The following is a 24,256-nucleotide window of genomic DNA, read 5'->3' on the forward strand; positions in this document are numbered from 1 at the left end:
TTATTTCTGTCTTTTGTAAAATTATCTTATTTTACTCTAGCAATATAATTCTTTAGCAATTATTATGCCAATTTAAATTTTATTAAAATTTTCTATAAGATAACTGTATAAATGGCATTTTTACTAACTTATAGCCTATCTATAAATATTACACACTATCAACTTTATATAAATTCATGTTTTATTTACTATTTTGATTTATTTTTATTTTTTTAGAAATATTTTCTCCAAGCTGTTCCAATATGTAAACTTATACAAAATTATTTATTTTGTATTAATTTAACAATAAAACTTATTTTTGTATTATAATATTTTAATTTATATTAATTTTATTAAATAGGCACAATTTTGCACACTTTATTATGAAAACTTTTTTATAAAAAATATCTGTATAACACACTCCACACTTTTATGAAAATTATTTTAATAGTAAACATTTAAATATCATATTTTTTAAATTTATTGAATTTTATAATAATAAAAATTATTTTTAGTTTATATTTTAATATTTTGCAACTTTAAATTAGTTTTTTTATATTTTACGTTTATTTTTTGTACTAAATATAGGAAATTAATAAAAGTACCTATAGTTAAAACTATAGGTACTTTTTAATATTTTAAATTTCAACTGTTTTAGCTGAAACTCCTTCTAAAGAGTTTAATTCATCTTTAAGTCTTATAATATCTTCTACTTTATCTATAAGTTGAAGAAGAATTAGTCCATCTGAAGAACACTCAGTCATACTTGCATCATGAAGTCCTAACCTAACTTTTATTATACATCCATATTTAGTTAGAATCTCTTGGACAGTAGGTGCTATTTTATTTCTAGGTGCTAATCTTATTGCCATTATATGAATCACGCTCATCACTCCTTTTTTATATAAATATACTTCCCAATTTTTTTATACTTATTCAAAGGAGCATTTCAAAAAAATTAAGCTTTTATACAATTATCCTAAGATAATTGTATAAAAGCTCTTTAAATTTATATGATTACCTTTACACTAAATTACATAATTTATAAGTAAACAAGCAAAACCTGATACTATTAATATTATTGTACTATATGCAAATCTAAAAGAATTAATAAATTCAAGTCTTTGCTTTTCCATTCTTATAACCTCTAGATTTGCATTGGAGTTAATTTGTCCTAATGTTCCATTTGTTAAGCAACTTGGACTTTCTCCAATGGAAGATAATATTCCGCTAATAATCAATACTAAACCTTCAATAAAAAGACTATCTTTAATACTATAATTTAAAAATCTTGAAAAAATTGCCCCTAAAGCTACAAATGATATTACAGTTAAAATTACTTTAAGTAAAACTAAAACTTTGTTATTTAAATTAGAATTTCCCATGCAACTTAACTCCTATATTTTATTTTTTATACTATATTATATTAAGATTTTTTACTTTTTGTAACAAAAAAATCCTTTAAATAAGGATTTTTAATAAAATATGCTTGTCTATCATAAACACAAGAAATTTCTTAGTATTTTAATATAAACAAATTGTTTTAGTTAACACTTTAATAATTTATTTAGATATTTAATATTTTTAAATTATATAATTAATAACTATACATGTTAAACCAGATAAAATTAATACTAAATCACTAAAAACAAATTTTATTTCTTCTTTTAAATTTACTTTTTCTCTTTCTCTTTTTGTTATTTCTAGATTTATATTTGAAATATATTGAGCATTTATACTTCCTAGCCCTTGCATTGATAATCCTTTTGAATTTCCTTTCATTGAAGATAATATTCCACCAAATATTAATATAATTCCTTCAACAAAAAATACATCATTCAAATTATAATCTGAGACTTTTGAAGCTATAAATCCTAAAATTAAAAATAAAATTGCTGAAATAACTAATTTTATTATTGATTTTATATCTAATTTTTCTTTATTCATATATTCCTCCTGTAATATATTGTATTAATTTCTAATTTTTATATATTTTTTATATTATATGATATATAGTAAATAAATTTAAGAAGTTTTTATAGGAAAGATTTTTATATCTATTTGTTTGTCTATGTATAAATAATTATTTTAAATTTCTATTTTATAATTATTTATTAGTATTATTTAGAAAATTATATATAAAAAAGACAAGTTTTAAGCTTGTCTTTTTTTATTTAATTTATATATTTATTTTTTATCTTTGTTGAGAAAAATTCTAAACACATTGCACAAATTAATATCATTATTGATATTATCCCTACTTCTCTTACATTAAAATAAAAATTACTAGACATAAATAATTCAAAGCCAATTCCTCCTGCACCAGCTGCTGCTCCCATAGCAACTGCATTTGTAAAATTTATTTCAAATCTTAAAAATGTCCATGCAATTATATATCTTATAGAAGATGGAAAAACTGCTTGAAAAACTATTTGCCAAAAGCTTCCCCCACTTGCTTTTAAAGCTTCTATAACTCCTTCATCTATTTCTTCAAATGCTTCTGAATATGCTTTTATTAAATATCCTACTGTATGAAAAGTCATTCCTATTACTGCTGCTTCTGATCCAAGTCCAGCTGTTACTGCAAATATCAAAACCCAAAGTACTGTAGGAATTGCTCTTATTAAAGCTACAAAACCTTTTATAGTTAAACAAACTCTTTTATTACTTAAATTACTTGATGCAAAAATCCCAAGAAATAAAGCAATTACAGCCCCTATTATAGTTGTTAAAAAAGCTAAAGATACTGTTATTATTATTTGTTTTAAAGCTTGTTCAATTCCAAAATGTGAAAGTTCTGCTTCAAAAAACATAGTTTTTATATTTTCAAAAGTAATACTTATAGCCTCACTTATATTTATTCCTTTATAATCAAATGTTAAAAAACCAAGTACTGTTAAAATAACTAATATTCCTAATGTGCATTTTATATAAATTTTTGATTTATCTTTTGCTCTTATATTTATCTTTCCTTTTTTACTTCTCTTAATTGTTTCTCTTACACTTATATTCAAAGTTTGCTCACTCATAAAATTTTTCTCCTTATCTTATTTGATAGTATTTCAATTAATATTACTGAAATTATTATGCTTATAACTATAAGTCCTGCCACATTATAATTCATATTTTTATAGTAAAGGTCAAATAAAAATCCTATTCCCGTTCCTGTTAATATTCCTATAAGTGTTGAACTTCTTATATTTGTTTCTACCATATAAAGAATCCAGCTTATTATTTGTGGCATACTTGTTGGAATTATTCCTTGCATAACTATCATCAAAAATGATGCTCCTGTTGCTTCTAATGCTTCTACCGAACTTTCACTTGTCTCATCAATTGTTTCTATAAAAGCCCTAGTTAAAGTTCCGAAAGACACAAAAAATAATGCGAAATATCCTGTAAGTATGTTTTGACCAAAAGAAAGAAGAAAAATCATTGCCCATACTGCCTCTGGCACATTTCTAAATATAGATGCAATCATTCTACTAAAAATACTAAATATGTTATTTATTTTTGTAATTCTTGAGCCCAAAATTCCAAATATAAAAGCAAAAACTCCACCTACGGTTGTAGCTGCTATTGAAAGAAGTATAGTTTCTACTAACTTACTTAAAATTTCTCCTATTCTACTTAATGAATCACTATTTGGAATAAAGCTTTCTATCATCCACACTAAAGCATTTGGAATAGATAAAATTCCTTTAATAATATTAAATTCTGAAAGCTTCATAGATGCTATAAAAATTAATAATATTATAAAAACTGCTCCTCCAAAAAACTTTTTCCTTTCTAAAAATATATCTTTTTCCATCTCTTTTCCCCTTTAGTCTATTATAAGACTCCCAACTTCTGACCCATATATTTTGTGTATTATATCTTCAGTAAGATTTTCTGGTTTTCCATCATAAATAATTTTTCCATCATTTATTCCTATTATCCTATCTGAATATCTAACTGCTACATCAACTTGATGTAAATTTAATATTACTGTTATTCCAGTAGTTTTATTTATATTTTTTAAATAATCCATTATTGTTTTAGATGAATTTGGATCTAATGAAGCTATTGGCTCATCACATAAAATAAGCTTTGGATTTTGTATTAATGCCCTTGCTATTCCTACTCTTTGCTTTTGCCCTCCACTTAATTGATCGCACCTTTTATAAGCTTGTTCTTCTAATCCAAGTTTTTTTAATATTTTAAAAGCTTTTTCCTTTTCCTTTTCTGTATAAATCCCCATAATTCCTTGAATAGTATTCTTATAGCCAAGCCTTCCATGTAAAACATTTTCTACAACTGAAAGTCTATTTACAAGATTGTAATGTTGAAATATCATTCCTATCTGTGTTCTTAATTTTCTAAGCTCTTTCTTTTTAATATTTTTTACATTTGTATTATTAAAAATAAGCTCTCCCTTCGTTACATCAATCATTTTATTTATGCAACGAAGGAGAGTTGACTTTCCTGCTCCAGATGGACCTATTATAGAAATAAATTCTCCAGATTTAACAGAAAAGCTTATATCACTAAGTGCCTTAGTTCCACCTTTATATTCTTTATAAAGATTATTTGCTTTTAGCATCTCCATATACTCTTCCCCTTTTATTTCTTATTTAGAAAGTTCTCTTACAGGATTAAACCATGAATCTTCTACCTTTAAGAATTTTTCTTTATCAGTTTTTGTAAAGAATCCTTTTACATCTGAATCTTCTTTTACAAATACTTTTTCATTATTTGAAACTTTATCAGAAGTAAACATATCTATAAGATTTTTTTGGTCTTCTTCACTTAAAAGATTTTTATTCATAACAAAAGGTGAATTTAAAACTGGTGTACTATTTATTGCTACAAATTCTTTTCCTTTTAAATTAGTAAAAGGTTCTTCTGCCTTATCTGAAATTTTATATTTTGTTCCTACTTTATTAAATTCTCCTGAAACCACATCTATATAATTCATTAAAACTGTATCGCAAAAAGCTGATATATCACTTTTATTAGTTAATAAATTTACTGCTGAACCTTGATGACTTCCACCAAAAATAACTTTATTGAAAAATTTACCTTTACCACCTTGCATTAAATCTTCTTCTTTTAAATTATCATTTTCAAAATGATTTATTATACTTGATGATGGAACTTTAAATCCTGAAGTTGAGCTATTTGATACAAAAGACATTTTCTTTCCTTTTATTTTATCTATTTCATACTTGTCCCCATTTTTATATTCCCCCTCTTCTCCAGTTCTAACAGCAAGCCAACTATAATAAACTGCATCATCAAGAGTTCCTGATTTTCCTGAAGAAACTACTAATGGAACTATATTATCATTTTTCTTTTTTGCTTCAACATAGCCTTGAGCCCCTGTAAAACCAATTTCAGCTCCATCATTTGCTAAAGCTTCAATAGCAATTGAATAATCTGTTGTAAGCTTATGCTCTACTTTTTTTCCTGTTGCCTCTTCAACTATTTTTCCTATTTCATTTCTTGCTTCTTCTTGATCTCCACCAGATTCATTAGGATACCAAACTATTCTTATAGTATCGCTTTTTCCTTTTTCCTTTTCACTTGCTCCACAAGCATCAAACATTCCTAGTGCTAAAGTTGCACTAATAACTAATGCTATAATTCTCTTCATAAATTTTAATCTCCTTTTATATAAAAACTTCTAAATAATTATTTGGACATAATTCAGAACCTAATTCACTTTCTCCATAAAAACCATGATAATCACTTCCACCAGTTAAGATTAAATCATACTGTCTTGCAAATACACTAATTCTCTCTTTATCCCAACAAGAATGACTTGGATGATTAAATTCTATTCCATCTAATCCACCTGATACTAATTTGCCAATTATTCTATAAGAATCTAATTCTCCTGGATGAGCTAAAATTGCTATTCCTCCATCTTTTTTTATAGCTTCTACTGCTTCTAATGCTGAAATATATTTAATATCTCTATCAAGTTTTCCCCCATTTTTAAAAAGCTTTCTATAAAGCTCTCCATAAATTCTATCTGTATATCCTTTATCTATTAATTCCTCTACAATATGCTGCTTATATAAAACATTACTTTTTTCACATTTCCTTAAAATATTTTCTTTATCAATCTTATATCCAAGCTTTTCTAAATTTTCTAATTGCCAAAGACTATTCTCATTTCTATCTTTTCTTATATTTTTACAAAGCCTCTCTATATTTTTTCCTTCATTAAAGTTGTATCCCAATATATGAACTTTTTTCTTTCCCCTAAAGTCATAAGCAGATATTTCAACTCCTTTTATAACCTTTATACCTTTTTCGTTTCCTATTTCTACGGCTTCATCTAATCCTTTTATTGTGTCATGATTAGTTAAAGCTATTCCTTCTAATCCTTTCTCTTTTGCTTTATCTAATATTTTTTCTATACTATCTGTTCCATCAGAAATATTTGAGTGTATATGCATATCTATTTTCATAAATTCCCCCTAAACAAAATTTCCTTTTTCCATGTTATAAACTTTGTCACATAAGCCTTCCATAAACTCTAAATCATGAAATATTCCAATCATTGTTGTTCCTTCTCTTTTAAGATTTTCAATAAGTTCTCTAACTTTTAATTTTGAGCTATTATCAAGACTTGCTGTTGGTTCATCTAAAAGAAGAAGTCTTGGTTTTTTAACCATTGCACGAGCAATATTAAGTCTTAACTTTTCTCCACCAGAAAAATTATTTGGATAGCTATCCCAAAGTTCTTTATCTAACTCAAAATGTTCTAACATTTTTTCAGTTTCAACTTTTGCATATTCTAATTTATATCCCATTTCTAAAAGTGCATTTTGTACTACTTCTCTAGCAGTAGTTCTAGGCATTACATTTAAAAATTGTGATACATACCCTATTTCATTTTTTCTTAAATATATTATTTCTCTTTCTTTAGCTTCTGAAAGATTTATCTTTCCAAATTTTTCAGAAAAATAAATTATATCTCCCTTCTTTGGTAAGTAAGTTCTATATATACATTTAAGAATTGTTGATTTCCCACTTCCACTCTTTCCTGTTATTCCTATAAATTCACCTTTATTTAAAGTTATATTTATATCCTTTGATACTTCTATATATTTTCCTAGACTATATATATTAAAACTTTTTGAAAGACCTTTTATTTTCAATAATTCCATATTTAATCCTCCTATAAATTTTTATTATTTTAAATCAAATCCTATAGATGAAACTATTTTTCCATTAACTATAGTTTTACTAACTATTGGAGAACCGTCTTTATCTCTATTTATTATTAAAATATCTGCTTTTTTTCCTTTTTGTATTGAACCTAATTCTTTATCTATCCCAACTGCCTTAGCTGGATTTAATGTTACAAGCTTAAACATTTCACAAAGGTCTAATCCATATTTTTCACTTAATATAAATACAGAATGTAACATCCCTTGAGGATAGTAATCACTACAAAGAATATCTATATATCCATTTAATACTCCTTCTGCTGCACTTAAATTTCCTGAATGAGAACCACCTAAAAGTACATTTGGTGCACCTGCCACAGTAAACATTCCTTTTTCTCGTGCTTTTTTAGCAACTTCAAGCTTTATAGGAAACTCACTTATATTAACTCCCATTTCTTTAACTAAATTTAACTTTTCAACTGTATCATCATCATGAGATGCAACAGAAATTCCATTTTCACGTCCAAGTTCTATTAATTCTTTTATATTTTCTAAAGTTAATTTTTCTTTATTTTTATGATTTTCTAAAATACTTTCTATTTCTTCTTCACTTATATCTTTTCTATAACCTTTTAGAGTATTTTTATAAATTTCTAAATCACGATATTGTCCTTGCCCTGGAGAGTGGTCCATTATAGAAAGAAGTTGTACTTTTCCTTCTTTTATATATTCCTTTAAATTATCTACTTGCCCTAAATTATCTATTTCAAGTCTTCCATGAAATTTATTTCTTATAAGATTTAAACTATTTTCATTTATTTTTTCTAAAAGCCCTTTAACATTTTTACTTTCCCTAATTGGCTTTTTAGAAAATTCATCATCTTTTACAAGAGAAAGAGAATGATACATTGTAGTAATTCCACAAGAAGCTAAAACTTTCTCTGTTTCTCTTATTCCAACATCAAAATTCATTACTGAAGTTGGTCTTGGTGATGTCATAAGCTCAATATAATCTGAGTGAATATCTATAAATCCTGGTGCTATGTATCCACCTTTTGCATCTATAACAACACTCTCTTTATCTGTATATGAATCTATAAAAATTCCTTCTATCTTATCCTCATTTATAACTAAACTTAATCCTTCTTTTATTCCATACTCTGTTACAATCTTTCCATTCTTTATAACATATCTCATTTATTCTCCACCTTCCTTTGCCTTTAGTATATCTTGGCGCTATGTTAGGTGTACTTTAAGTTTTGTTAAATCTTCATTTTAGATTTTTAACTAAAAAACAGCATTTAAAATTTATTTAAATGCTGTGTTTCAAATAATAATAAAATTACATTTTGTCTTATTAACTAAATTTATTTTTAATATATCCGAGAAAAAACTATATAGTAAATTAAATCTAATTGTCTTTATAAATTATTTAATTTATATAATATCTAAAGGAGATTTTATGAAAACAAAGAAAAAGCTAATTGTTTGTTTATTGATAATATTTTTATCTGGAGCTTTATATTTTTTAAGTATTATTTTTAGCAATAAATATAATATAACTATTTTAAATAATACAAATCAATCTATTTCAAATATGGAATTAAAATTTAAAACTAATGGTTCAATAAAAAAAATACCTAAAATTGAAAAAAATAATTCTTTTAAAATTTCTATTGATACAAGATCAATTCAAAGTGAAGATGCAATAATTTTAGAATATAAAGATATTAAAGATAATATTCATAAAGAATATGTAGTAGGATATTTAGAAAAAGGTCATTTTGGAAATGTTAAAGTTATTATTCATAAAATAAATTCTTTAGGTGTATTAGATATATATATTAATGAAAATTAGTTAATTTAATAAAGTTCTTTATTCTAAATATAAATACTACATCATAAAATAAATTTTAATATTAATAAGTGAGGATTTTAAATTGAAAAAATTAATTTCTATTATTGTAATTTTTATTTCTATTTTTCTTGTAAGCTGTGATTTTATTAATACGCCACTTAAAGATGTTTCAATAGATATCTTCTCTAATGACCTTTTTGTAACTTATGCAGCTAAAGCAAATTATCAAAAAGATGTTACTTATACACTGGAACTATCTACTACTATTCAAAATGAAGATGGTACTTCAAAAAATATTATTTTACAAGCTACTGAATTTATTGCAAAAGAAAACACTAAGATATTATCAGATTCTATTTTAATATCAGATATCTGCGATATTATAAGCGGAGACTTTACTGAAAAAAATTTTAAAGAATTAGAATACACAATATCCATATATAATTCAAATAATGATAGTGCTGGAAAAACTTTAGAGATTGATTAAAAAAGCAGACTTAAATTAAAGTCTGCTTTTCTTATATTTCTAAAATACTTCCTGTTTTTAAATAATCTATTTTTTCTCCAAGTATCTCTTTTAATATAGAAAATGGTTTTTCTCCTGTACAATGACATGTATAAAACTTTGTATCTCTCTCTTTTAAGTTTTCTCCTAAAGCTCTTATAAATTCTTCTTTTTCTATTTTTTTAGTACTTGGCTTACATAAGTGAAGTCCACCTATTGATATATCTATATTTTCATTTAAAATTTTTGAGGCTTTATCTAATATATTTACTACTCCACAATGAGAACAACCAGAAATAAGTATATGCTTGTCCCTTTCTTTTAAAATTAAATTTTGTTCATGTCTAAAATCATCTTCTAAATATAAATCTCCTTCTTTTTTTAATAGTGATTTATTTGATGTTGAAAGAAATTTTTTTCTATCTACATTAGAAAACAAAAGAATATCTTCATCTATTTTAAAATTATCATCTGTTAAAATTATTCTTTTATCATCTTTAAGTTCTCTATTTAGTCCTATATAATACTTTCCATACTTTAAAATAGATGTATAATAAAGTCCAAAAGCATTTTTATTTATATAGACCTTTGCTTTATTATTATTCTTTAAAAAGCCTTCTAAGCCTCCTCCATGATCACTATGCCCATGAGATATAATTGCTATATCTACATCACTTATATCTATATTTAATTTTTTTGCATTTTCTAAAAAAGATTTATCTGGTCCTAAATCAAATAAAATATTATGATTTTTTGTTTTTATATGAAAACTTAAACCATGTTTATTTTTATATTCATTAGATACTGATAAATTCTCTACTAAAGTTGTTATTATCATTTTTTCCTCCTAAAAACTTTAATCTTATCGATTATTATATTTATCTTATTTAAAAAAATAAGCTTTCTTCATAAATCCTATCTTTTTATTAAAGATTTCTTCACCTATCAAAGAATCAATATATTTTCCATTTAGGTCTGGTATAACTAATGGATGAATTTTTTTTCTATCATTAGTAAGAACAATTGTAATTATTTCTTTTTCAGGATAAATACTAAGCTGAGTTGAAAATCCCATTGGTATTAATCCTAAATGACCTAACATTTTTGTATTAAAATGATTATTTAAATATAATCCTTCTCCATACTTAAATGTTGATTTTTCAAATACTGGCTTTGACATCTCCTCTAAAGTTTCTTTTTTTATTAATTTATTATCTAAAATACCCTTTGAAAACTTATATAAATCTTTTACATTAGATACAATATCTCCTGACCCAAATAAAAGGCCTGGATTAAAATTTGAATTGTGCTTTCCTTTTATATTTGCATTTACAACATTTTTATTATCATCTATTGCAAAAAATGTATTATCCATCTTAACAATATCAAATATATTTTCTTTTATATAATGTTCATATTTCATTCCTGTAACCTTTTCAATTATTAAAGCAAGTATATAATATCCTGTATTCCCATATCTCCACTTAGACCCAGGTTCAAAATTAAGCCCTTTTCTATTCATAAGAGTTAATATATAATCTGGAGAATAATTTTTAGTCCAATCTATATCTTTTCTATATATTGTGAAATCAGGTATTCCTGATGTATGTGTTAATAAATGATAAATTGTAATATTAGTATCACTAAAATATTTATCTATGTATTTTGTCATAAAATCATTCTTATCTATTAATCTCTTTTCACATAATTGATTTATTCCTATTGAAACAAACATTTTTGATATTGAACAAATCAAAAAATTAGAATCTTCTGTGTGCCTTATCTTATTTTCAAAATCATTAAATCCATTTACAATAATATCTTCTATTCCATTTTTATTTCCTATAAGTGCAACTCCGTTTAATTTATTTATTATTTTTCTTTTCTCCATAAATTCTCCTTTATACTTTCTGCTCTTCTAGTACCATTTTAAACCTTTTTTACAAATAATTAAAATATATTTGTGATAATTTATCTTTTCTCTTTAAACTTATTTTCTTTAATTACACCATAAAAAATACTCTATTATTCTAAAAATAATATTTTATATAAAAAAGTTGATTTCTTAATTTAAAGAAATCAACTTTATATAATTATTTTATATCTAAAATTTTCAAAATATCTTTTGGGTGATTTAGATTATAATCTGCTTTTATATCTGTTAAGTCAAATGCACCCCAAGTTGCTAATGCAAAATCCATTTCTGCTTCTTTAGAAGCTTTATAATCTGCTATTGTATCTCCAACATAAATTGCATCTTTTGGACTTATATTTAAAAGTTCAACAGCTTTTAATAAAGGCTCTGGATGAGGCTTATGATTTTCTGTATCTTCAGCAAGAACCACACTTTTCATATATCCCTGAAGTCCAGTTTTAAAAAAATCTATTTCATATTGATTTTTCATTTTAGAACTTGCAATTCCAAGAAGTATTCCATTTTTATCTAATACTTCTATAACTTCTTTAAAACCATCATAAAGTTTTGCACCATCTTCATATTCATTAACATATTTTACCCACCTATCATAAGAATTTTCTATATCTTTAAATTCTAATAATTCTAATGTTTTCTTTCCTGCATATGCCCTATATTTTAAAAGTTCATCATATTCTATATCTTTTCCTAATTCCTCTTTTATAAGCCTTTGAAGTGGAACCATATTCATTTTTTCTGTGTCTAGCATTGTTCCATCTAAATCAAATATTACACACTTATATTTCTTCATCCTATATCCCCCTATTTTTAAACCAAAGTATATAAACAGATTAAATTATATCATTGTTAATATCAAGTTGTTTATATAATTTTTATTATGAAAATAATTTATCTACAATTAATAAAATAAATGTAAAAAGGCTAAAGCCATTTAAAGCTTTAGCCTCTTTTTATTAATATCTTTTTTTATTTTTTATATGTCTAGTTAACTGTTTCATATTGCTCATACTACCAAACATATTTATTATTTTTTCTCTTTCTAAAGCCTTGCTAGAAGATAATTCATTATATATTAATTCCCTTTGAAGTTTTTTATAATTTCTAAGTCTTTCTTCTGTTAAAGTTCCATTTTCTATTGCTTCTCTAACTGCACACCCTTTTTCGTTTTCATGTCTACAATCTGAAAACTTACATTTTAAGACTAATTCTTCTATATCTACAAAGCTTTTTTCTATATCTGCTCCAATTAAGCCAAGCTCTCTCATACCTGGTGTATCTATAAGAACTCCACCTGTTTCAACTAAAAACAATTGCCTATAAGTTGTAGTATGCTTTCCTTTATCATTTTCACTTATTTCATTTGTTTTTATTTTTTCCTCACCTAGAAGTTTATTTATCATTGTTGATTTCCCAACACCTGATGAGCCTATAAGAGCTATTGTTTTACCTTTCTTTAGGTAAGATTTAATTTCATCATAACCATCTTCTGAAACACTACTTGTAACTATAATTTCTATTCCTATAGCTACATTATTTATTTCAATTAATTTTTCATCTATGTTATCACATAAATCAGATTTAGTTAAAACAATTACTGGAGTTGCCATACTATCAAAAGCTACAGCTATATATCTTTCTAATCTTCTTAAATTAAAATCATTATTTAAAGACATACAAATAAATATAGTATCTATATTAGCTCCAACTACTTGACTATCTGTTCTATCTCCTGAAACTTTTCTTTTAAAAAAGCTTTTTCTCTTTAGTAAATGATGTATTATAGCATTTCCATTTATATCATTATCTCTATCAACTAAAACCCAATCTCCTACTGCTGGAAAGCCTTCTAAATCAGTAACTTCATATTTAAATTTACCTGATACTTCAGCCTTTATTTCTCCATTTTCAGTTATTATATTATACATATTCCTATGCTGAACACTTACTCTTCCTAAAAATAAACCTTCATCATAGTTTTTACTTTCTTCAATATAACTCTCATTTAATCCTAAATCTTTTAAATCTACTTTTTTCAATTTTTATTCCTCCCAAATTTAAATACAAAACCCTGTAGGAGGCATACTTTTAAGCTAAAGATACCTCCCTAACTACTACAATATCCTTTCTCATCATAAAACATCATTCCTTTCATAATCATTACTTCTACATTATATCAGCATTTACAATAAATTTCATATTTATTAAAAAAATAAAAAGTTCTACTTTGTCATAATTATAGTAATCTATATTTCTGTACTTTTATTTGTTTAATTTCTGGAATTATAATCCATAAATATATATAATAATAGTATAAAATATTATATTGATAATTCTAAATAAAACTATGTATATTAAGGGGATAAATATGACGCAAATAAATAACTCTAAAAAGTGGGGAATAGGAAGTTTTTCATTAATACTTTCTATATTCGCAAGTATGTTTTCATTTACTTTCTTTAATGGAAAATATTTAGGACAACATATTCTAAATTCAATTGGATTATCACTACCAATTGCAATAATTTCTTTATTACTACTATTTATATCATTATTTATAGGATATAAATATAAAAATGATTACTTGGCAAAGTCAGGTATTATAATATCTGTAATATTTATTTTTATAATTATTGCTTTAACAATAACAAGTAAGATTTTTTATGTCTAATTATCAAAACTTTTTAAAAACAGATCTATAATTAAAATACCTTTATGTAAAAAAATTCAGCATAAAGGTATTTTTAATTTATATGTTTAAATTCCATTTACAGTTATTTTTCAAATAAGTTGCAGCTCCATAAGAACCTGTTGGTGGAGCTAAAATTTGTACCTATCTCATATTGCTAGAAAACCTTCTAAATCATTAACTTCATATTTAAATTTATCTGATACTTCAGCCTTTATTTCTCCATTTTTCAGTTATTATATTATACATATTCCTATGCTGAACACTTACTCTTCCTAAAAATAAACCTTCATCATAGTTTTTACTTTCTTCAATATAACTCTCATTTAATCCTAAATCTTTTAAACCTACTTTTTAAATTTTTATTCCCCCTGAATTTAAATATAAAACCATATATGAGGCATTTGTTTAAGCTAAAGATACCTGCCTAACTACTACAATATCCTTTCTCATCATAAAACATCATTCTTTTCATAACCGTTAACTCTATATTATACTACTATTTACAATAAATTTCATAATTGCAAAAAAAGAAAAAATTTGATTTGTTATAATTAAAAGTAACTAATAGGAGGTAAATTATATGGAACTTTTACAATATGCAAAAGATGTTCAACAATATCTTTTAAAAATTTATGAAATAAAAGCTTGTAATTTATATGGAAGTCTTATTAAGGGAACTTATGATGATTACTCTGATATTGATATAGAAATTGATGTATCAGGAATTGATAATAGCTTATTTATTACTAAAATTAAAGATATTCTATCTTTAAATTACAATATAATCTTTTCTGATTATGCTCCTAGCCTTGCTCCTGAAACTTATATAATTTCTTTAGCTATTTCAAATGAAAATCCTTTTGCTATTATAGATATAAAATGTATAGCAACTCCGCATTTTAAAACTTTAACTAAAGAAGATTTAATTTTAAAACAAAATAACTATGATCATATATTAAAACTATTTGTAGCTAATTTAAAACATTATCTTAGGGGGTTAGATTGCCTAAAAGATATTCAAAAAATGTATAAAAAAGTTTATATAAATAGCCCTATATCTAAAGATAAACACTTCATGTTAGATAAAATTTTTCTATGGCTTAAAAAAAATTCAACAGATAAATATAATCTTTATCTAAAAAATTTAGAAAAATATTTGTAATTAAAAATGAGGCTGTATTTTAATACAACCTCACCTATAATTTATACTCATTCATAAATAACACTCTATTTTTATTAATTATAAATTTTGTTTCTTAGTCTTTAAAAATTTATATAAATTAAAGATAATTAATACACAAAGCCCAATTAAAACTACATATATATATGGTAATGAATTCATATGATAATCTGTATTTATGTTTATTGGTAATCTAGATTCATTATCTATTTTTATAATCATAAAAAAGCTTATAAGTGTAACTAATGATATGACTATATTTATTAAATATTCTTTTTTAAATTTTCCCATAATTCTCTCCCTTTTCTTAAACACCTTTATAATTTACTATTAAATCCAACTCAATTATATGCAAAATTATCCAAACAAACTATATTATTTTATATGAAATTTTTCTTTAAAAATTTTTTTATTTTAACCCAACTACTTTTCCATTTTTAAATTTCATATTTGGAAAACTTGTACCTGCTATTTCATTTTGTGGTATTGCTTCTTCTATTCTTTTAACATCATTTTCACTTAAAACTATATCTAAAGATTTTATTGAGTTTTGAAGATTTTTTACTTTTCTTGAACCAATTAAAGGTATAATATCTTCTCCTTTAGCTAATAACCAAGCAATTGATAATTGTGGTAATGTAATATTTTTTTCCATAGCAATCTTATTTAAATTGTTTACTAAAGAAAGATTTTTATCTATGTTTTCTTCTGCAAATAATGAAATCATAGAATTATATCCAGATTTTTTATCTTTTGTCCAATTTCCACTAAGCATTCCATGAGTTAATGCTCCAAATGTTACAACATCTATTCCTAATTCTCTTGCTGTAGGTAAAATTTCTTTTTCTATACTACGGTTAAAAAGAGAATATTCATATTCAACTAAACTTATCTTATGAACATCATTTGCTTTTCTTAAAGTTTCAGCATCAACTTGAGTAAGTCCAATATGTTTTACATATCCTTCTTTAACAAGCTCTGACATTACTCCTATAACCTCTTCAACAGGAATTCCTAAATCAATTCTTGAAGGTTGATAAAGATCTACATAATCTAAATTTAATCTTTTAAGTGAATATGTTAAATAATTTTTTATGTTTAAAGGATTAACATCTAATCCATACATTCTACCATCTGGTGACATTAAAGAACCAAATTTTAAAGATACAAATGCTTTATCTCTATTTCTTCCTTTAATAGCTTCTCCAAGAATCATTTCGCTTTGTCCTGAGCCATAAAAATCTGCTGTATTAAATAAAGTAATACCTGAATCCATAGCTGAATGAATAACCTCTATACTTTTATTTTTTTCAGTAATATCCATAGCATTTGTCATGCTGCCACAACCAAGTCCAAGTTTAGATAGCTCAAGTCCATTTTTATTATTTTTCCTGTATTCCATAATAAATCTCTCCTATCTTTTTATTGAATCCCATATAGCATTTATTCCTGAATTAATAATATCTTCATCAACTTCAATATTTCCTTTTAAATAAAGCCTAACTATAGAAAATATTGCTCCATCAATAAGTGCAATAAGCATTTCTATTGGAAGATCTTTAATAACTTTTTCTTCATATGCTTCTTTAAATAAATTATTAGCCTTTTTAAACACATCAACTACTTCTTCTTTTATATGAGAAGGAATCATAGAAGAATTTACGCATTGTTCCACAAAACTAAATTCTTTTGGATGCTTTATAAAATAATTAATTATATTTTTAAATAAAATAAAAAATCTTTCTTCTATAGACTTATCTTCTGAATAATTTTTAAAAACATAATCAGCTAAATCAGTTTTAATATTAAAATAAAGTGAATTTATTAAATCTTCTTTATTGGGAAAATAAAGGTATATTGTTCCTACTGCAATGTTTGCATGTTTAGCAATTTGTGACATTGAAGTAGAATAAATTCCTTGTTCTGAAACTAATTCAAGTGTTGATTCTAATACTATATTTTTTTTATCTTTTTTTATCATAATAACCTCTAATATAAATTTTATAAAACTGAATGAACATTCATTCAGTTTAAATTAAAATTATCACTTAAAAATTTTATTGTCAATTAATCTAAACAAAATATAATAATTATTTTTTATTTAGATATTTTATTTTTAATTATTTAATATATTTTTTTAGTTTTAAATATAAAAAATAAAATTTTATTATATAAAAAAAACTGCTTAATTTAGGCAGCCTTTTTTTGTTTATATATAAAATTTTAAAGGGTTAATTTATGACTTATAATAATGAATATACAAGTTGTTGTGTATATTCATGTTGAGGGTCTTCTAATATTTGGTCTGTTAATCCTTCCTCTACTACTTCTCCATTTAACATAACAAGAGTTCTATCTGCAAGCATTCTTATAACACCTAAATCATGAGATACTACAACCATACTTATTTTAAATTCTCTTTGTAATTTTTTTATTAGGTCTAAAACATTAGCTTGTACAGAAAGATCTAATCCTGTTGTTACTTCATCTAAAAGTAATACTGGAGGATTATTTGAAAGAGCTTTTGCTATTTGAACTCTTTGTTTCATTCCTCCTGAAAAATTCTTTGGTTCTTCTTCCATTCTAAAGGTTGGAATATTTACACATTCTAATAATTCTTTTGCTCTCTCTTCCATTTTAGAAACATTTCTTTCCCCTGCTCCTATAAGCTTTTCTGCAATATTTCCTATACATGAAAAGTCCATCTTTAATCCTAGCATTGGATTTTGATATACTTTTCCAAATATATTATTTTTTATATATCTTTTTCTTTGAGTAGATTCTAAAAATATATTTTTTTCTCCATTTTCATAAGCCTTCATAAATGCTTTTCCACTTGAAACTTCCTTATCAAAATAAAGGCATTGCATCATTGTTGATTTTCCACTTCCACTCTCCCCAACAATACCTAATATTTCTCCTTCATATAAATCAAATGAAATATCTCTACATGCATAAACAGTACCACAATGAGGGCAGTAATTTTTTGAAAGCTTTGCTTCACTTAGATTTCTACATTTACTACATCCATCACCAAACTGCTTTCTTAAATTTTTCACACTTAATACTGGATTTTCAAAATTACTCATCACCATTTCCCCCTAAAGTATTTACTCTCTCTAAACAATAAGAGCTATCATTACATTGATAATACTTTTCTCCCGTTTTATTATCTATAACTTCATCAAGATAAACATTTTCTGCACCACATAATTTACATTTCTTTTCTTTAAAGCTTTCTACTTCAAATTTATAATCTTCAAAATCTAAAGATTTTACTTTTGTATATGGTGGAATTGCATAAATCTTTTTTTCTCTACCAGCACCTAATAAAATTAAAGCTTCACTATTATTAAGCTTTGGATTATCGAATTTAGGAATTGGACTTGGAGCAGTTACGTATCTATTATTTACAAGCACAGGATGGTCAGCTCCTGTAGTCATTTTTCTATATTTTATTATTTGTTCAAAAAGCATTAACCATGCACCACTATATTCTTTATCAGCATGAAGTCTTTTTGTTTTAAATTCACTTTTTTCTACCATTCTAAGTGGTTCTGGAGTAGGTACTTGAAGTACTAATATTTGTCCCTCTTTTAATTTTTTTTCAGGTATTCTATGTCTTGATTGAATAAGAGTTGATTCTTCTGTCTTTGTTGTAACTCTAACTCCTGTTGTTTTTTTAATTAATTTTTTTATATTAACTGCATTTACTGATTCATCTGAACCTTGGTCTATTACTTTTAAAATGTCTTTGAGACCTATTAATGAAAGAGTTAATTGAAGTCCTCCTGTTCCCCATCCTCTCCCAATTGGCATTTCTCTTGATGCAAAAGGAACTTGATATCCTGGAATACAAACAGCTTTTAAACTTGCTCTTCTTATTTCTCTTTTTGAGCCTTCATCAAAAAATGCAAAATTATAATTATTCATTTTTATTTTCCTCCCTAGTCTTTCTTACGCTATCTAATTCTGATTGGAAGGTTACATAGTGTGGAAGCTTCAAGTGAGACATAAATCCTGATGATTCAATTACATCTATACTATAAAGAACAAATTCTTCATCTCCTGTTGGAAAATCTTTATTTTTTTCTTCTAAACATCTATCAAGAATACTCATAGAAATTGCTTTTGTTTCATTTTGTCCAAAGCAAACTCCATATCCTACTTCAAATCCCCTTGTTTTTTTCCCATCTTCTTCTAAAGATACTGGAATAAGAGTTTCAACTTCTGTTATATTGACTTCTCCTATATAATAATTATCAAGTGGATTTCCATTAGATAAACTTGTTTTTATTGTAATTGGTACTTCTCCAACTCTCAGCTCTCCAACTGTTGGATGTTCTATTCCACAACTTCTAAAAGCAGAATAAGCAAGTGCATTAACTGCTCCTGTTGAACCTCTAGTTAAGCTTTGTAATCTTTCACTTCTCTTAGTTGGAAATTCTAAAGATTTTTTTGTTATGTCTTCTGGTTCAGAATCGTTAAACTCTATTTCTTTTATTAATCCTTCTTTTCGTAATCCATCTATTACTTTAGGAATATTTCTAAGAGAACCTTCTCTTTCTTCTATTCCCATATTAAAATCTTCTAAAAACTTCTTAATATCCTCATTTTTTTCATCAAGTAAAGAAAAATCTAAAAGTCTATGAGTATAGTCATGAGAAGCTCCTAAAATTTGTCCACCTTCTATATCCTTAAAACTAGCTGATATTCTTCTTTTAACAAACATATCTTCTGTATCTACTATTTCTGTGTAATATTTTCTTTCAAGAGTAGACCTATATGCTCTAAGTAAAAAAACTGCTTCTTCTATATTTCCCTCTGCTTGTTTTATTGCTATAGAAGCTAATCTTTTTGAATATATGCTTCCTTCTGACATAACTGTATCTATAAGCCCTCTCATTCCACTTTCTATTTCATTAACATCTAAAATTCTTCCACCTTTAATTCTTTCATAAAAAAGTCTTTTTATAGATCCTTCAATGGCAATACTACCACCTTTAACTGCAACATATCCCATTAAATACATACCTCCAAAATTTTAGTTGTTCTTGGAATAGATAAAATGTTTCCTTCTTTATCTATAAAAACTAAATCAATTCCAGTAGGATATTCTGAAACTTTTTCATTTCTCATATGAATTAATGAGCTTTCAAGTGGTAAAAATATATTTTTTTCTCCTAATATGCCTGGACCTTTTAATTTAACTTTTATTCCTTTATTAATATCTTTAACCTCAATAAATATTGTTGCACCTTTTTCTGGATTAATTAAATCTCCAATATTAGCATTTTTAATAGCCTCTTTTATATTCTCTCTCTTATCTAAAGATACAAAAATAAAATCACTTTCGTTTGTATCTTTTATTTTTGCTCCAGTTAATCCATTTATAATATTTTCATTTTTATTTTCTTCTAGTGAAAAAATATTAAAACTTGTTTCTGTATCAAGAAGCATTTTCATTATGCTATATGTTCCAAATAAAAAATCAATCCAATTACATTCCTTTGAAAAATTATCTTCTAACTTTTCAATAACTCCTGGTCTAGCCATTGTATTTAAAAGCTTTCTATAACTTTCTTGAATAAAATGTATAGTTTCTAAACTATTCATATTTAAACCTCCATAGTTGTAAAATCAACTTTAGTTTTTAAAATTTGATTTTTTTTATTATTTTCTAAATTTTTTATTCTTTCCTCTTCTCTTAGAAGAATTTCATAAAAAAGCTTACATTCTTCTGAATTTAAATTATATGCTCCATCTACAATAGCTAAATCCAGTGCTTTATCACTATCTTCTCCAAATAAAATTCCAATTCCCATAGCTCCATCAACATAAACCTTAGCTTCAGTTATTAAAGCTTCTCCTATGTAAAAAAGCTCTCCTTTTCCTCTTTCTCTCATCTTTATCATAGAAAGTCCTAAACTTGGCTCATTTATAACCTCTACTTTGTGTATTGACCTAATATGACTTACAATATGACTTAAAACTTTTCTTCTCCCCTTTATAAGAATCTCTGTCCTTCTTCTTCTCTCCATTTTCTCTTCACCTTCCTTTGCCATCATTATATCTTGGCGCTATGTTAGGTGTACTTTAAGTTTTGTTAAATCTTTATGTTATATTTTTAATCATAAAAAAAAGAGATATCTTACTTAAATATCTCTTTTTCAAATATTTATTTTAAAATTTTTATAAAATTCTAATTACAATTTTTCATTATAAAATATATCATAGTTATCTTTTAAATTTTTTTGCTGTATTCATATAAATAACCCCACCAATTGTCACAAAAATAAATAATATATTTACACAAACTAATAAAAATTTAAAATCTCCTAAACTTAATAATCTACAAATTAGTAAAATAAATTGAATACCTCCTAATATTAATAATAAGTTTCCAGTAGATTTAGCAAGTTCTTTTTCATTTATTTTTTCTTTTTCTTCTTTTGAAGCTGTATTATATCCTGCAATTAAAAAGTTTGCTTTTCCTGTCCTAATAACAATACCTAAAATAATCAAAAATATAGGTGTAATTGATAATATAATAATCTCCATAACTTCCTCCAAAATATTATTTATTAATATATCGTATTTTAATTTGATTACTTTATTACCTATTTATATCTTCTAAATTAATATACTTATTTTATTTAAACTTCATCTTCTACTAACTTAAAATTTGAATAAAATTACCAATTTAAAAATATAATATAATTTTTTAATTAATTATGTTTTAAATAAAATAATTTATATTGTCTAAAATTTTTAAAGTGATAAAATTTATATAATATTATTACAGAAGGTGATTAAAATGGAATTTAAAGAAAATATTTTAAATGACTCTAAAGAATTAAAGTCTAGTTTAATAGAAATTAGACGTGAATTACATAAACATCCTGAAGTAGGTGTTTATTTACCTAATACTATGAAATTTATATCATCTAAATTGAAAGAATTCGGATATACTCCTGAAATTATTGATGAAGTAGGAGTTCTTGCTACTATAAAAGGTCCTAAAGATGGCAAAACATTTCTTTTAAGAGCTGATATGGATGCACTACCAATAGAAGAAGAATCTGATTTTGATTTCAAATCTACAAATGGAAATATGCACGCATGTGGACATGATATGCACTCTACTATGCTTTTAGGAGCTGCGAAACTTCTAAAAAAATATCAATCTGAAATAAATGGAACTATAAAACTGTTATTTCAACCTGATGAGGAAGGATTTACCGGTGGAAAACGTATGATAAAAGCTGGAGTTTTAGAAAATCCAAAAGTAAATGCTGCAATGGCACTTCACGTATTTTCTAATGCTCCTAGTAACACAATTGTATACTCTGTGGGAACTTGTATATCAAGCTGTATAAAATTTAAAATCACTATAACTGGCATTGGATGTCATGGAGCTATGCCTGAAACTGGAATAGATCCTTTAAATATTGCTTCACATGTATATCTAGCATTACAAGAAATACCTTCTAGAGAAATATCTGCTACAGATCCTGTAGTTTTAACTATTGGAAAATTTGTTGGAGGAACAGCTTCTAATATTATTCCAGAAAAAGTTGTTATGGAAGGAACTATAAGAACATTATCTGAGGATGTTGGAAGATTCACTTTTGATAGAGTTAAAGATATTTCTATGAATGTATCTAAAGCTTTTAGAGGTTCTGCATTAGTTGAAGAAGTTGTTTCAGTTCCACCATTAATAAATGATTCTAATTTATCAGAAAAACTTTTTAGCTACACTAAAGATTTATTTGGTACTAGTAAAAATGTTATTAAAGAAAATAATAGTGGAATGGCTTCAGAAGATTTTGCTGCTATAGCAAAATTAGTTCCAAGTACCTATTTTATTATAGGTGCCGGTACGAAAGAAGAAAATCCTTCTTTTGGATATCCAATGCATCATAGCTGTGTAGGATTTAATGAAGATATTTTAACTAGTGGCTCTGCAATGCTTGCATATAATTCAATTATGTGGTTAAAAGAAAATTTATAATTATAAAAATTTATAACATATAAAATAAAAGTAGTGATTTTTTTCACTACTTTTACTTTTTTTATAAATTCATATAGAAAATTTAAATATATCTCCTCTATAAAATATATTTGTAAACTCTATAACATCGCCACTCCTATTATCAATAACATTATGCTCTGATTTTAATATAGGGATAAGCTCCTTACAATTTAGAGTTTTTCTTATATCTCTACTTGCATATTCAACTGTAAGTTCTATATTTTTATTTTCTACATCTTCTATTTCATTTTTCTTATAATAACTATTTATTTCTTTAATCTTTTTCCAATCAAAGTTAATATTCTTAAATACAGATTCTTTTAAATATGATATATGGTAAGCTACTGGTAAATCATTTATTAATCTCAATCTTAAAAGCTTATAAATTTTATCTTCTTTTTTTGCCTGTAATTTTGAATATATATATTCTTCATAATTTATTAAGTCACAACTTAAATTCTTAGTTTCTACTTGATAGCAATCTTTTTTTAATTTTTCATTAAATCCTCTTTTATCTAAAAACTCTAATTTAATTCTCCTAAAGTTCTTCATTACAAACCTACCTCTTCCTTGTAATGAATAAACATATCCCATTCCCTCTAAAACTTCAAATGCTTTTCTTACATCCAATCTAGAAATATTAAATGTTTCACTAAATTCTCTATCAGAAGGTAACTTATCATCTTTTTTATAAATTCCATTTTCAATATCTCTTATTATTTGGTCTATTACCATTCTCCTTCTTTCATAATTATCCAAACCTCTCACCTCATAGAATTACTATTCTATTTTTATATTCATTAACCTTCAAAATCAATGTTATGTTTAAGTTAAAATTTGGTATATTTTTTTTAATATTCAATTTCCGTTCATTTATATAACCTATAATATAATTGTCTGTTTCAATAATT

The 24,256-nt window shown here is 25.0% G+C and carries 29 protein-coding genes; 5 read left to right on the forward strand and 24 right to left on the reverse strand.

Going from position 1 to position 24,256, the window contains the following annotated elements:
• Positions 1-617: 617 nt before the first annotated feature.
• The 10 genes from HMPREF1092_RS14830 to phnM all read right to left on the reverse strand — a co-directional run bounded on the left by HMPREF1092_RS14830 (position 618) and on the right by phnM (position 8,339).
• Positions 618-863, reverse strand: coding sequence for a CPF_0552 family protein (locus HMPREF1092_RS14830; protein ID WP_002599492.1), 246 nt, complete (start codon positions 861-863; stop codon positions 618-620).
• Positions 864-1,007: 144 nt separating this feature from the next.
• Positions 1,008-1,364 (reverse strand): hypothetical protein, encoded by a 357-nt coding sequence (locus HMPREF1092_RS14835; RefSeq protein ID WP_002599493.1) that lies wholly within the window; start codon positions 1,362-1,364, stop codon positions 1,008-1,010.
• Between the two features lie 199 nt (positions 1,365-1,563).
• Positions 1,564-1,926 carry a hypothetical protein gene (locus tag HMPREF1092_RS14840; RefSeq protein WP_002599494.1) on the reverse strand — a complete coding sequence of 121 codons (363 nt, stop codon included), beginning with the start codon at positions 1,924-1,926 and terminating at the stop codon, positions 1,564-1,566.
• Between the two features lie 227 nt (positions 1,927-2,153).
• Entirely contained in the window at positions 2,154-3,008 is an 855-nt protein-coding gene (locus HMPREF1092_RS14845) for a PhnE/PtxC family ABC transporter permease (protein ID WP_002599495.1), read from the reverse strand.
• A complete protein-coding gene (locus HMPREF1092_RS14850; RefSeq protein WP_002599496.1) occupies positions 3,005-3,790 on the reverse strand; it encodes a PhnE/PtxC family ABC transporter permease in 786 nt (261 codons plus the stop codon). The genes HMPREF1092_RS14845 and HMPREF1092_RS14850 overlap by 4 nt, the downstream gene beginning before the upstream one ends.
• Positions 3,791-3,802: 12 nt before the next feature.
• Positions 3,803-4,567, reverse strand: coding sequence for a phosphonate ABC transporter ATP-binding protein (gene phnC / locus HMPREF1092_RS14855; RefSeq protein WP_040414433.1), 765 nt, complete (start codon positions 4,565-4,567; stop codon positions 3,803-3,805).
• Positions 4,568-4,588: 21 nt separating this feature from the next.
• The gene (locus HMPREF1092_RS14860) at positions 4,589-5,614 is read right to left on the reverse strand and encodes a PhnD/SsuA/transferrin family substrate-binding protein (protein ID WP_002599498.1); all 1,026 of its coding nucleotides are present in this window, start codon (positions 5,612-5,614) and stop codon (positions 4,589-4,591) included.
• 16 nt (positions 5,615-5,630) lie between these two features.
• The gene (locus HMPREF1092_RS14865; RefSeq protein WP_002599499.1) at positions 5,631-6,437 is read right to left on the reverse strand and encodes a PHP domain-containing protein; all 807 of its coding nucleotides are present in this window, start codon (positions 6,435-6,437) and stop codon (positions 5,631-5,633) included.
• A 9-nt stretch (positions 6,438-6,446) separates the two neighbouring features.
• A complete protein-coding gene (locus HMPREF1092_RS14870; protein ID WP_002599500.1) occupies positions 6,447-7,139 on the reverse strand; it encodes a phosphonate C-P lyase system protein PhnL in 693 nt (230 codons plus the stop codon).
• Positions 7,140-7,163: 24 nt separating this feature from the next.
• On the reverse strand, positions 7,164-8,339 hold the full coding sequence (gene phnM, locus HMPREF1092_RS14875; protein WP_002599501.1) for a phosphonate metabolism protein PhnM: 1,176 nt from the start codon (positions 8,337-8,339) through the stop codon (positions 7,164-7,166).
• A 265-nt stretch (positions 8,340-8,604) separates the two neighbouring features.
• Between phnM and HMPREF1092_RS14880 the strand changes: the two genes are divergently transcribed.
• The gene (locus HMPREF1092_RS14880) at positions 8,605-9,000 is read left to right on the forward strand and encodes a hypothetical protein (RefSeq protein WP_002599502.1); all 396 of its coding nucleotides are present in this window, start codon (positions 8,605-8,607) and stop codon (positions 8,998-9,000) included.
• A gap of 82 nt (positions 9,001-9,082) precedes the next feature.
• Positions 9,083-9,487: a hypothetical protein gene (locus tag HMPREF1092_RS14885; protein ID WP_002599503.1), complete on the forward strand. Its 405-nt coding sequence runs from the start codon at positions 9,083-9,085 to the stop codon at positions 9,485-9,487.
• A gap of 31 nt (positions 9,488-9,518) precedes the next feature.
• Here HMPREF1092_RS14885 and HMPREF1092_RS14890 read toward each other — a convergent pair whose 3' ends face one another.
• The 4 genes from HMPREF1092_RS14890 to rsgA form a co-directional block, all read right to left on the reverse strand.
• Entirely contained in the window at positions 9,519-10,343 is an 825-nt protein-coding gene (locus HMPREF1092_RS14890; protein WP_002599504.1) for an MBL fold metallo-hydrolase, read from the reverse strand.
• A 45-nt stretch (positions 10,344-10,388) separates the two neighbouring features.
• Positions 10,389-11,396: a serine hydrolase domain-containing protein gene (locus tag HMPREF1092_RS14895; protein ID WP_002599505.1), complete on the reverse strand. Its 1,008-nt coding sequence runs from the start codon at positions 11,394-11,396 to the stop codon at positions 10,389-10,391.
• A 202-nt stretch (positions 11,397-11,598) separates the two neighbouring features.
• Positions 11,599-12,231: an HAD family hydrolase gene (locus tag HMPREF1092_RS14900; protein WP_002599506.1), complete on the reverse strand. Its 633-nt coding sequence runs from the start codon at positions 12,229-12,231 to the stop codon at positions 11,599-11,601.
• A 163-nt stretch (positions 12,232-12,394) separates the two neighbouring features.
• Positions 12,395-13,477: a ribosome small subunit-dependent GTPase A gene (rsgA, locus tag HMPREF1092_RS14905; RefSeq protein WP_002599507.1), complete on the reverse strand. Its 1,083-nt coding sequence runs from the start codon at positions 13,475-13,477 to the stop codon at positions 12,395-12,397.
• Positions 13,478-13,806: 329 nt separating this feature from the next.
• Between rsgA and HMPREF1092_RS14910 the strand changes: the two genes are divergently transcribed.
• Together HMPREF1092_RS14910 and HMPREF1092_RS14915 are read left to right on the forward strand one after the other, a co-directional pair.
• Positions 13,807-14,109: a hypothetical protein gene (locus HMPREF1092_RS14910; RefSeq protein ID WP_002599508.1), complete on the forward strand. Its 303-nt coding sequence runs from the start codon at positions 13,807-13,809 to the stop codon at positions 14,107-14,109.
• A gap of 601 nt (positions 14,110-14,710) precedes the next feature.
• Entirely contained in the window at positions 14,711-15,292 is a 582-nt protein-coding gene (locus tag HMPREF1092_RS14915; RefSeq protein WP_002599509.1) for a hypothetical protein, read from the forward strand.
• A 78-nt stretch (positions 15,293-15,370) separates the two neighbouring features.
• On the opposite strand, the gene HMPREF1092_RS14920 is transcribed toward HMPREF1092_RS14915, so the two are convergent.
• The 9 genes from HMPREF1092_RS14920 to HMPREF1092_RS14960 all read right to left on the reverse strand — a co-directional run bounded on the left by HMPREF1092_RS14920 (position 15,371) and on the right by HMPREF1092_RS14960 (position 21,871).
• The gene (locus HMPREF1092_RS14920) at positions 15,371-15,601 is read right to left on the reverse strand and encodes a hypothetical protein (RefSeq protein WP_002599510.1); all 231 of its coding nucleotides are present in this window, start codon (positions 15,599-15,601) and stop codon (positions 15,371-15,373) included.
• 118 nt (positions 15,602-15,719) lie between these two features.
• Positions 15,720-16,712, reverse strand: coding sequence for an aldo/keto reductase (locus HMPREF1092_RS14925; RefSeq protein ID WP_002599511.1), 993 nt, complete (start codon positions 16,710-16,712; stop codon positions 15,720-15,722).
• Positions 16,713-16,724: 12 nt separating this feature from the next.
• Positions 16,725-17,291, reverse strand: coding sequence for a TetR/AcrR family transcriptional regulator (locus HMPREF1092_RS14930; RefSeq protein WP_002599512.1), 567 nt, complete (start codon positions 17,289-17,291; stop codon positions 16,725-16,727).
• A gap of 262 nt (positions 17,292-17,553) precedes the next feature.
• Positions 17,554-18,399 (reverse strand): ATP-binding cassette domain-containing protein, encoded by an 846-nt coding sequence (locus HMPREF1092_RS14935; protein ID WP_002599513.1) that lies wholly within the window; start codon positions 18,397-18,399, stop codon positions 17,554-17,556.
• Positions 18,392-19,243, reverse strand: coding sequence for an alpha-D-ribose 1-methylphosphonate 5-phosphate C-P-lyase PhnJ (locus tag HMPREF1092_RS14940; protein WP_002599514.1), 852 nt, complete (start codon positions 19,241-19,243; stop codon positions 18,392-18,394). The genes HMPREF1092_RS14935 and HMPREF1092_RS14940 overlap by 8 nt, the downstream gene beginning before the upstream one ends.
• Positions 19,236-20,333 carry a carbon-phosphorus lyase complex subunit PhnI gene (locus HMPREF1092_RS14945; protein ID WP_002599515.1) on the reverse strand — a complete coding sequence of 366 codons (1,098 nt, stop codon included), beginning with the start codon at positions 20,331-20,333 and terminating at the stop codon, positions 19,236-19,238. The genes HMPREF1092_RS14940 and HMPREF1092_RS14945 overlap by 8 nt, the downstream gene beginning before the upstream one ends.
• Positions 20,333-20,926 carry a phosphonate C-P lyase system protein PhnH gene (phnH, locus tag HMPREF1092_RS14950; RefSeq protein ID WP_002599516.1) on the reverse strand — a complete coding sequence of 198 codons (594 nt, stop codon included), beginning with the start codon at positions 20,924-20,926 and terminating at the stop codon, positions 20,333-20,335. Before phnH ends, HMPREF1092_RS14945 begins: the two co-directional genes overlap by 1 nt.
• 2 nt (positions 20,927-20,928) lie before the next feature.
• On the reverse strand, positions 20,929-21,351 hold the full coding sequence (gene phnG, locus HMPREF1092_RS14955) for a phosphonate C-P lyase system protein PhnG (protein WP_040414489.1): 423 nt from the start codon (positions 21,349-21,351) through the stop codon (positions 20,929-20,931).
• A 196-nt stretch (positions 21,352-21,547) separates the two neighbouring features.
• On the reverse strand, positions 21,548-21,871 hold the full coding sequence (locus tag HMPREF1092_RS14960; protein WP_002599518.1) for a DUF3784 domain-containing protein: 324 nt from the start codon (positions 21,869-21,871) through the stop codon (positions 21,548-21,550).
• A 256-nt stretch (positions 21,872-22,127) separates the two neighbouring features.
• Here HMPREF1092_RS14960 and HMPREF1092_RS14965 point away from each other — a divergent pair, with 256 nt between their 5' ends.
• Positions 22,128-23,324: a M20 metallopeptidase family protein gene (locus HMPREF1092_RS14965; protein ID WP_002599519.1), complete on the forward strand. Its 1,197-nt coding sequence runs from the start codon at positions 22,128-22,130 to the stop codon at positions 23,322-23,324.
• 69 nt (positions 23,325-23,393) lie between these two features.
• On the opposite strand, the gene HMPREF1092_RS14970 is transcribed toward HMPREF1092_RS14965, so the two are convergent.
• Positions 23,394-24,104: a GntR family transcriptional regulator gene (locus HMPREF1092_RS14970; protein ID WP_002599520.1), complete on the reverse strand. Its 711-nt coding sequence runs from the start codon at positions 24,102-24,104 to the stop codon at positions 23,394-23,396.
• Positions 24,105-24,256: the final 152 nt, after the last annotated feature.

Source organism: Clostridium thermobutyricum (assembly GCF_000371465.1).
In the GTDB taxonomy this organism is placed as follows: domain Bacteria; phylum Bacillota; class Clostridia; order Clostridiales; family Clostridiaceae; genus Clostridium; species Clostridium thermobutyricum.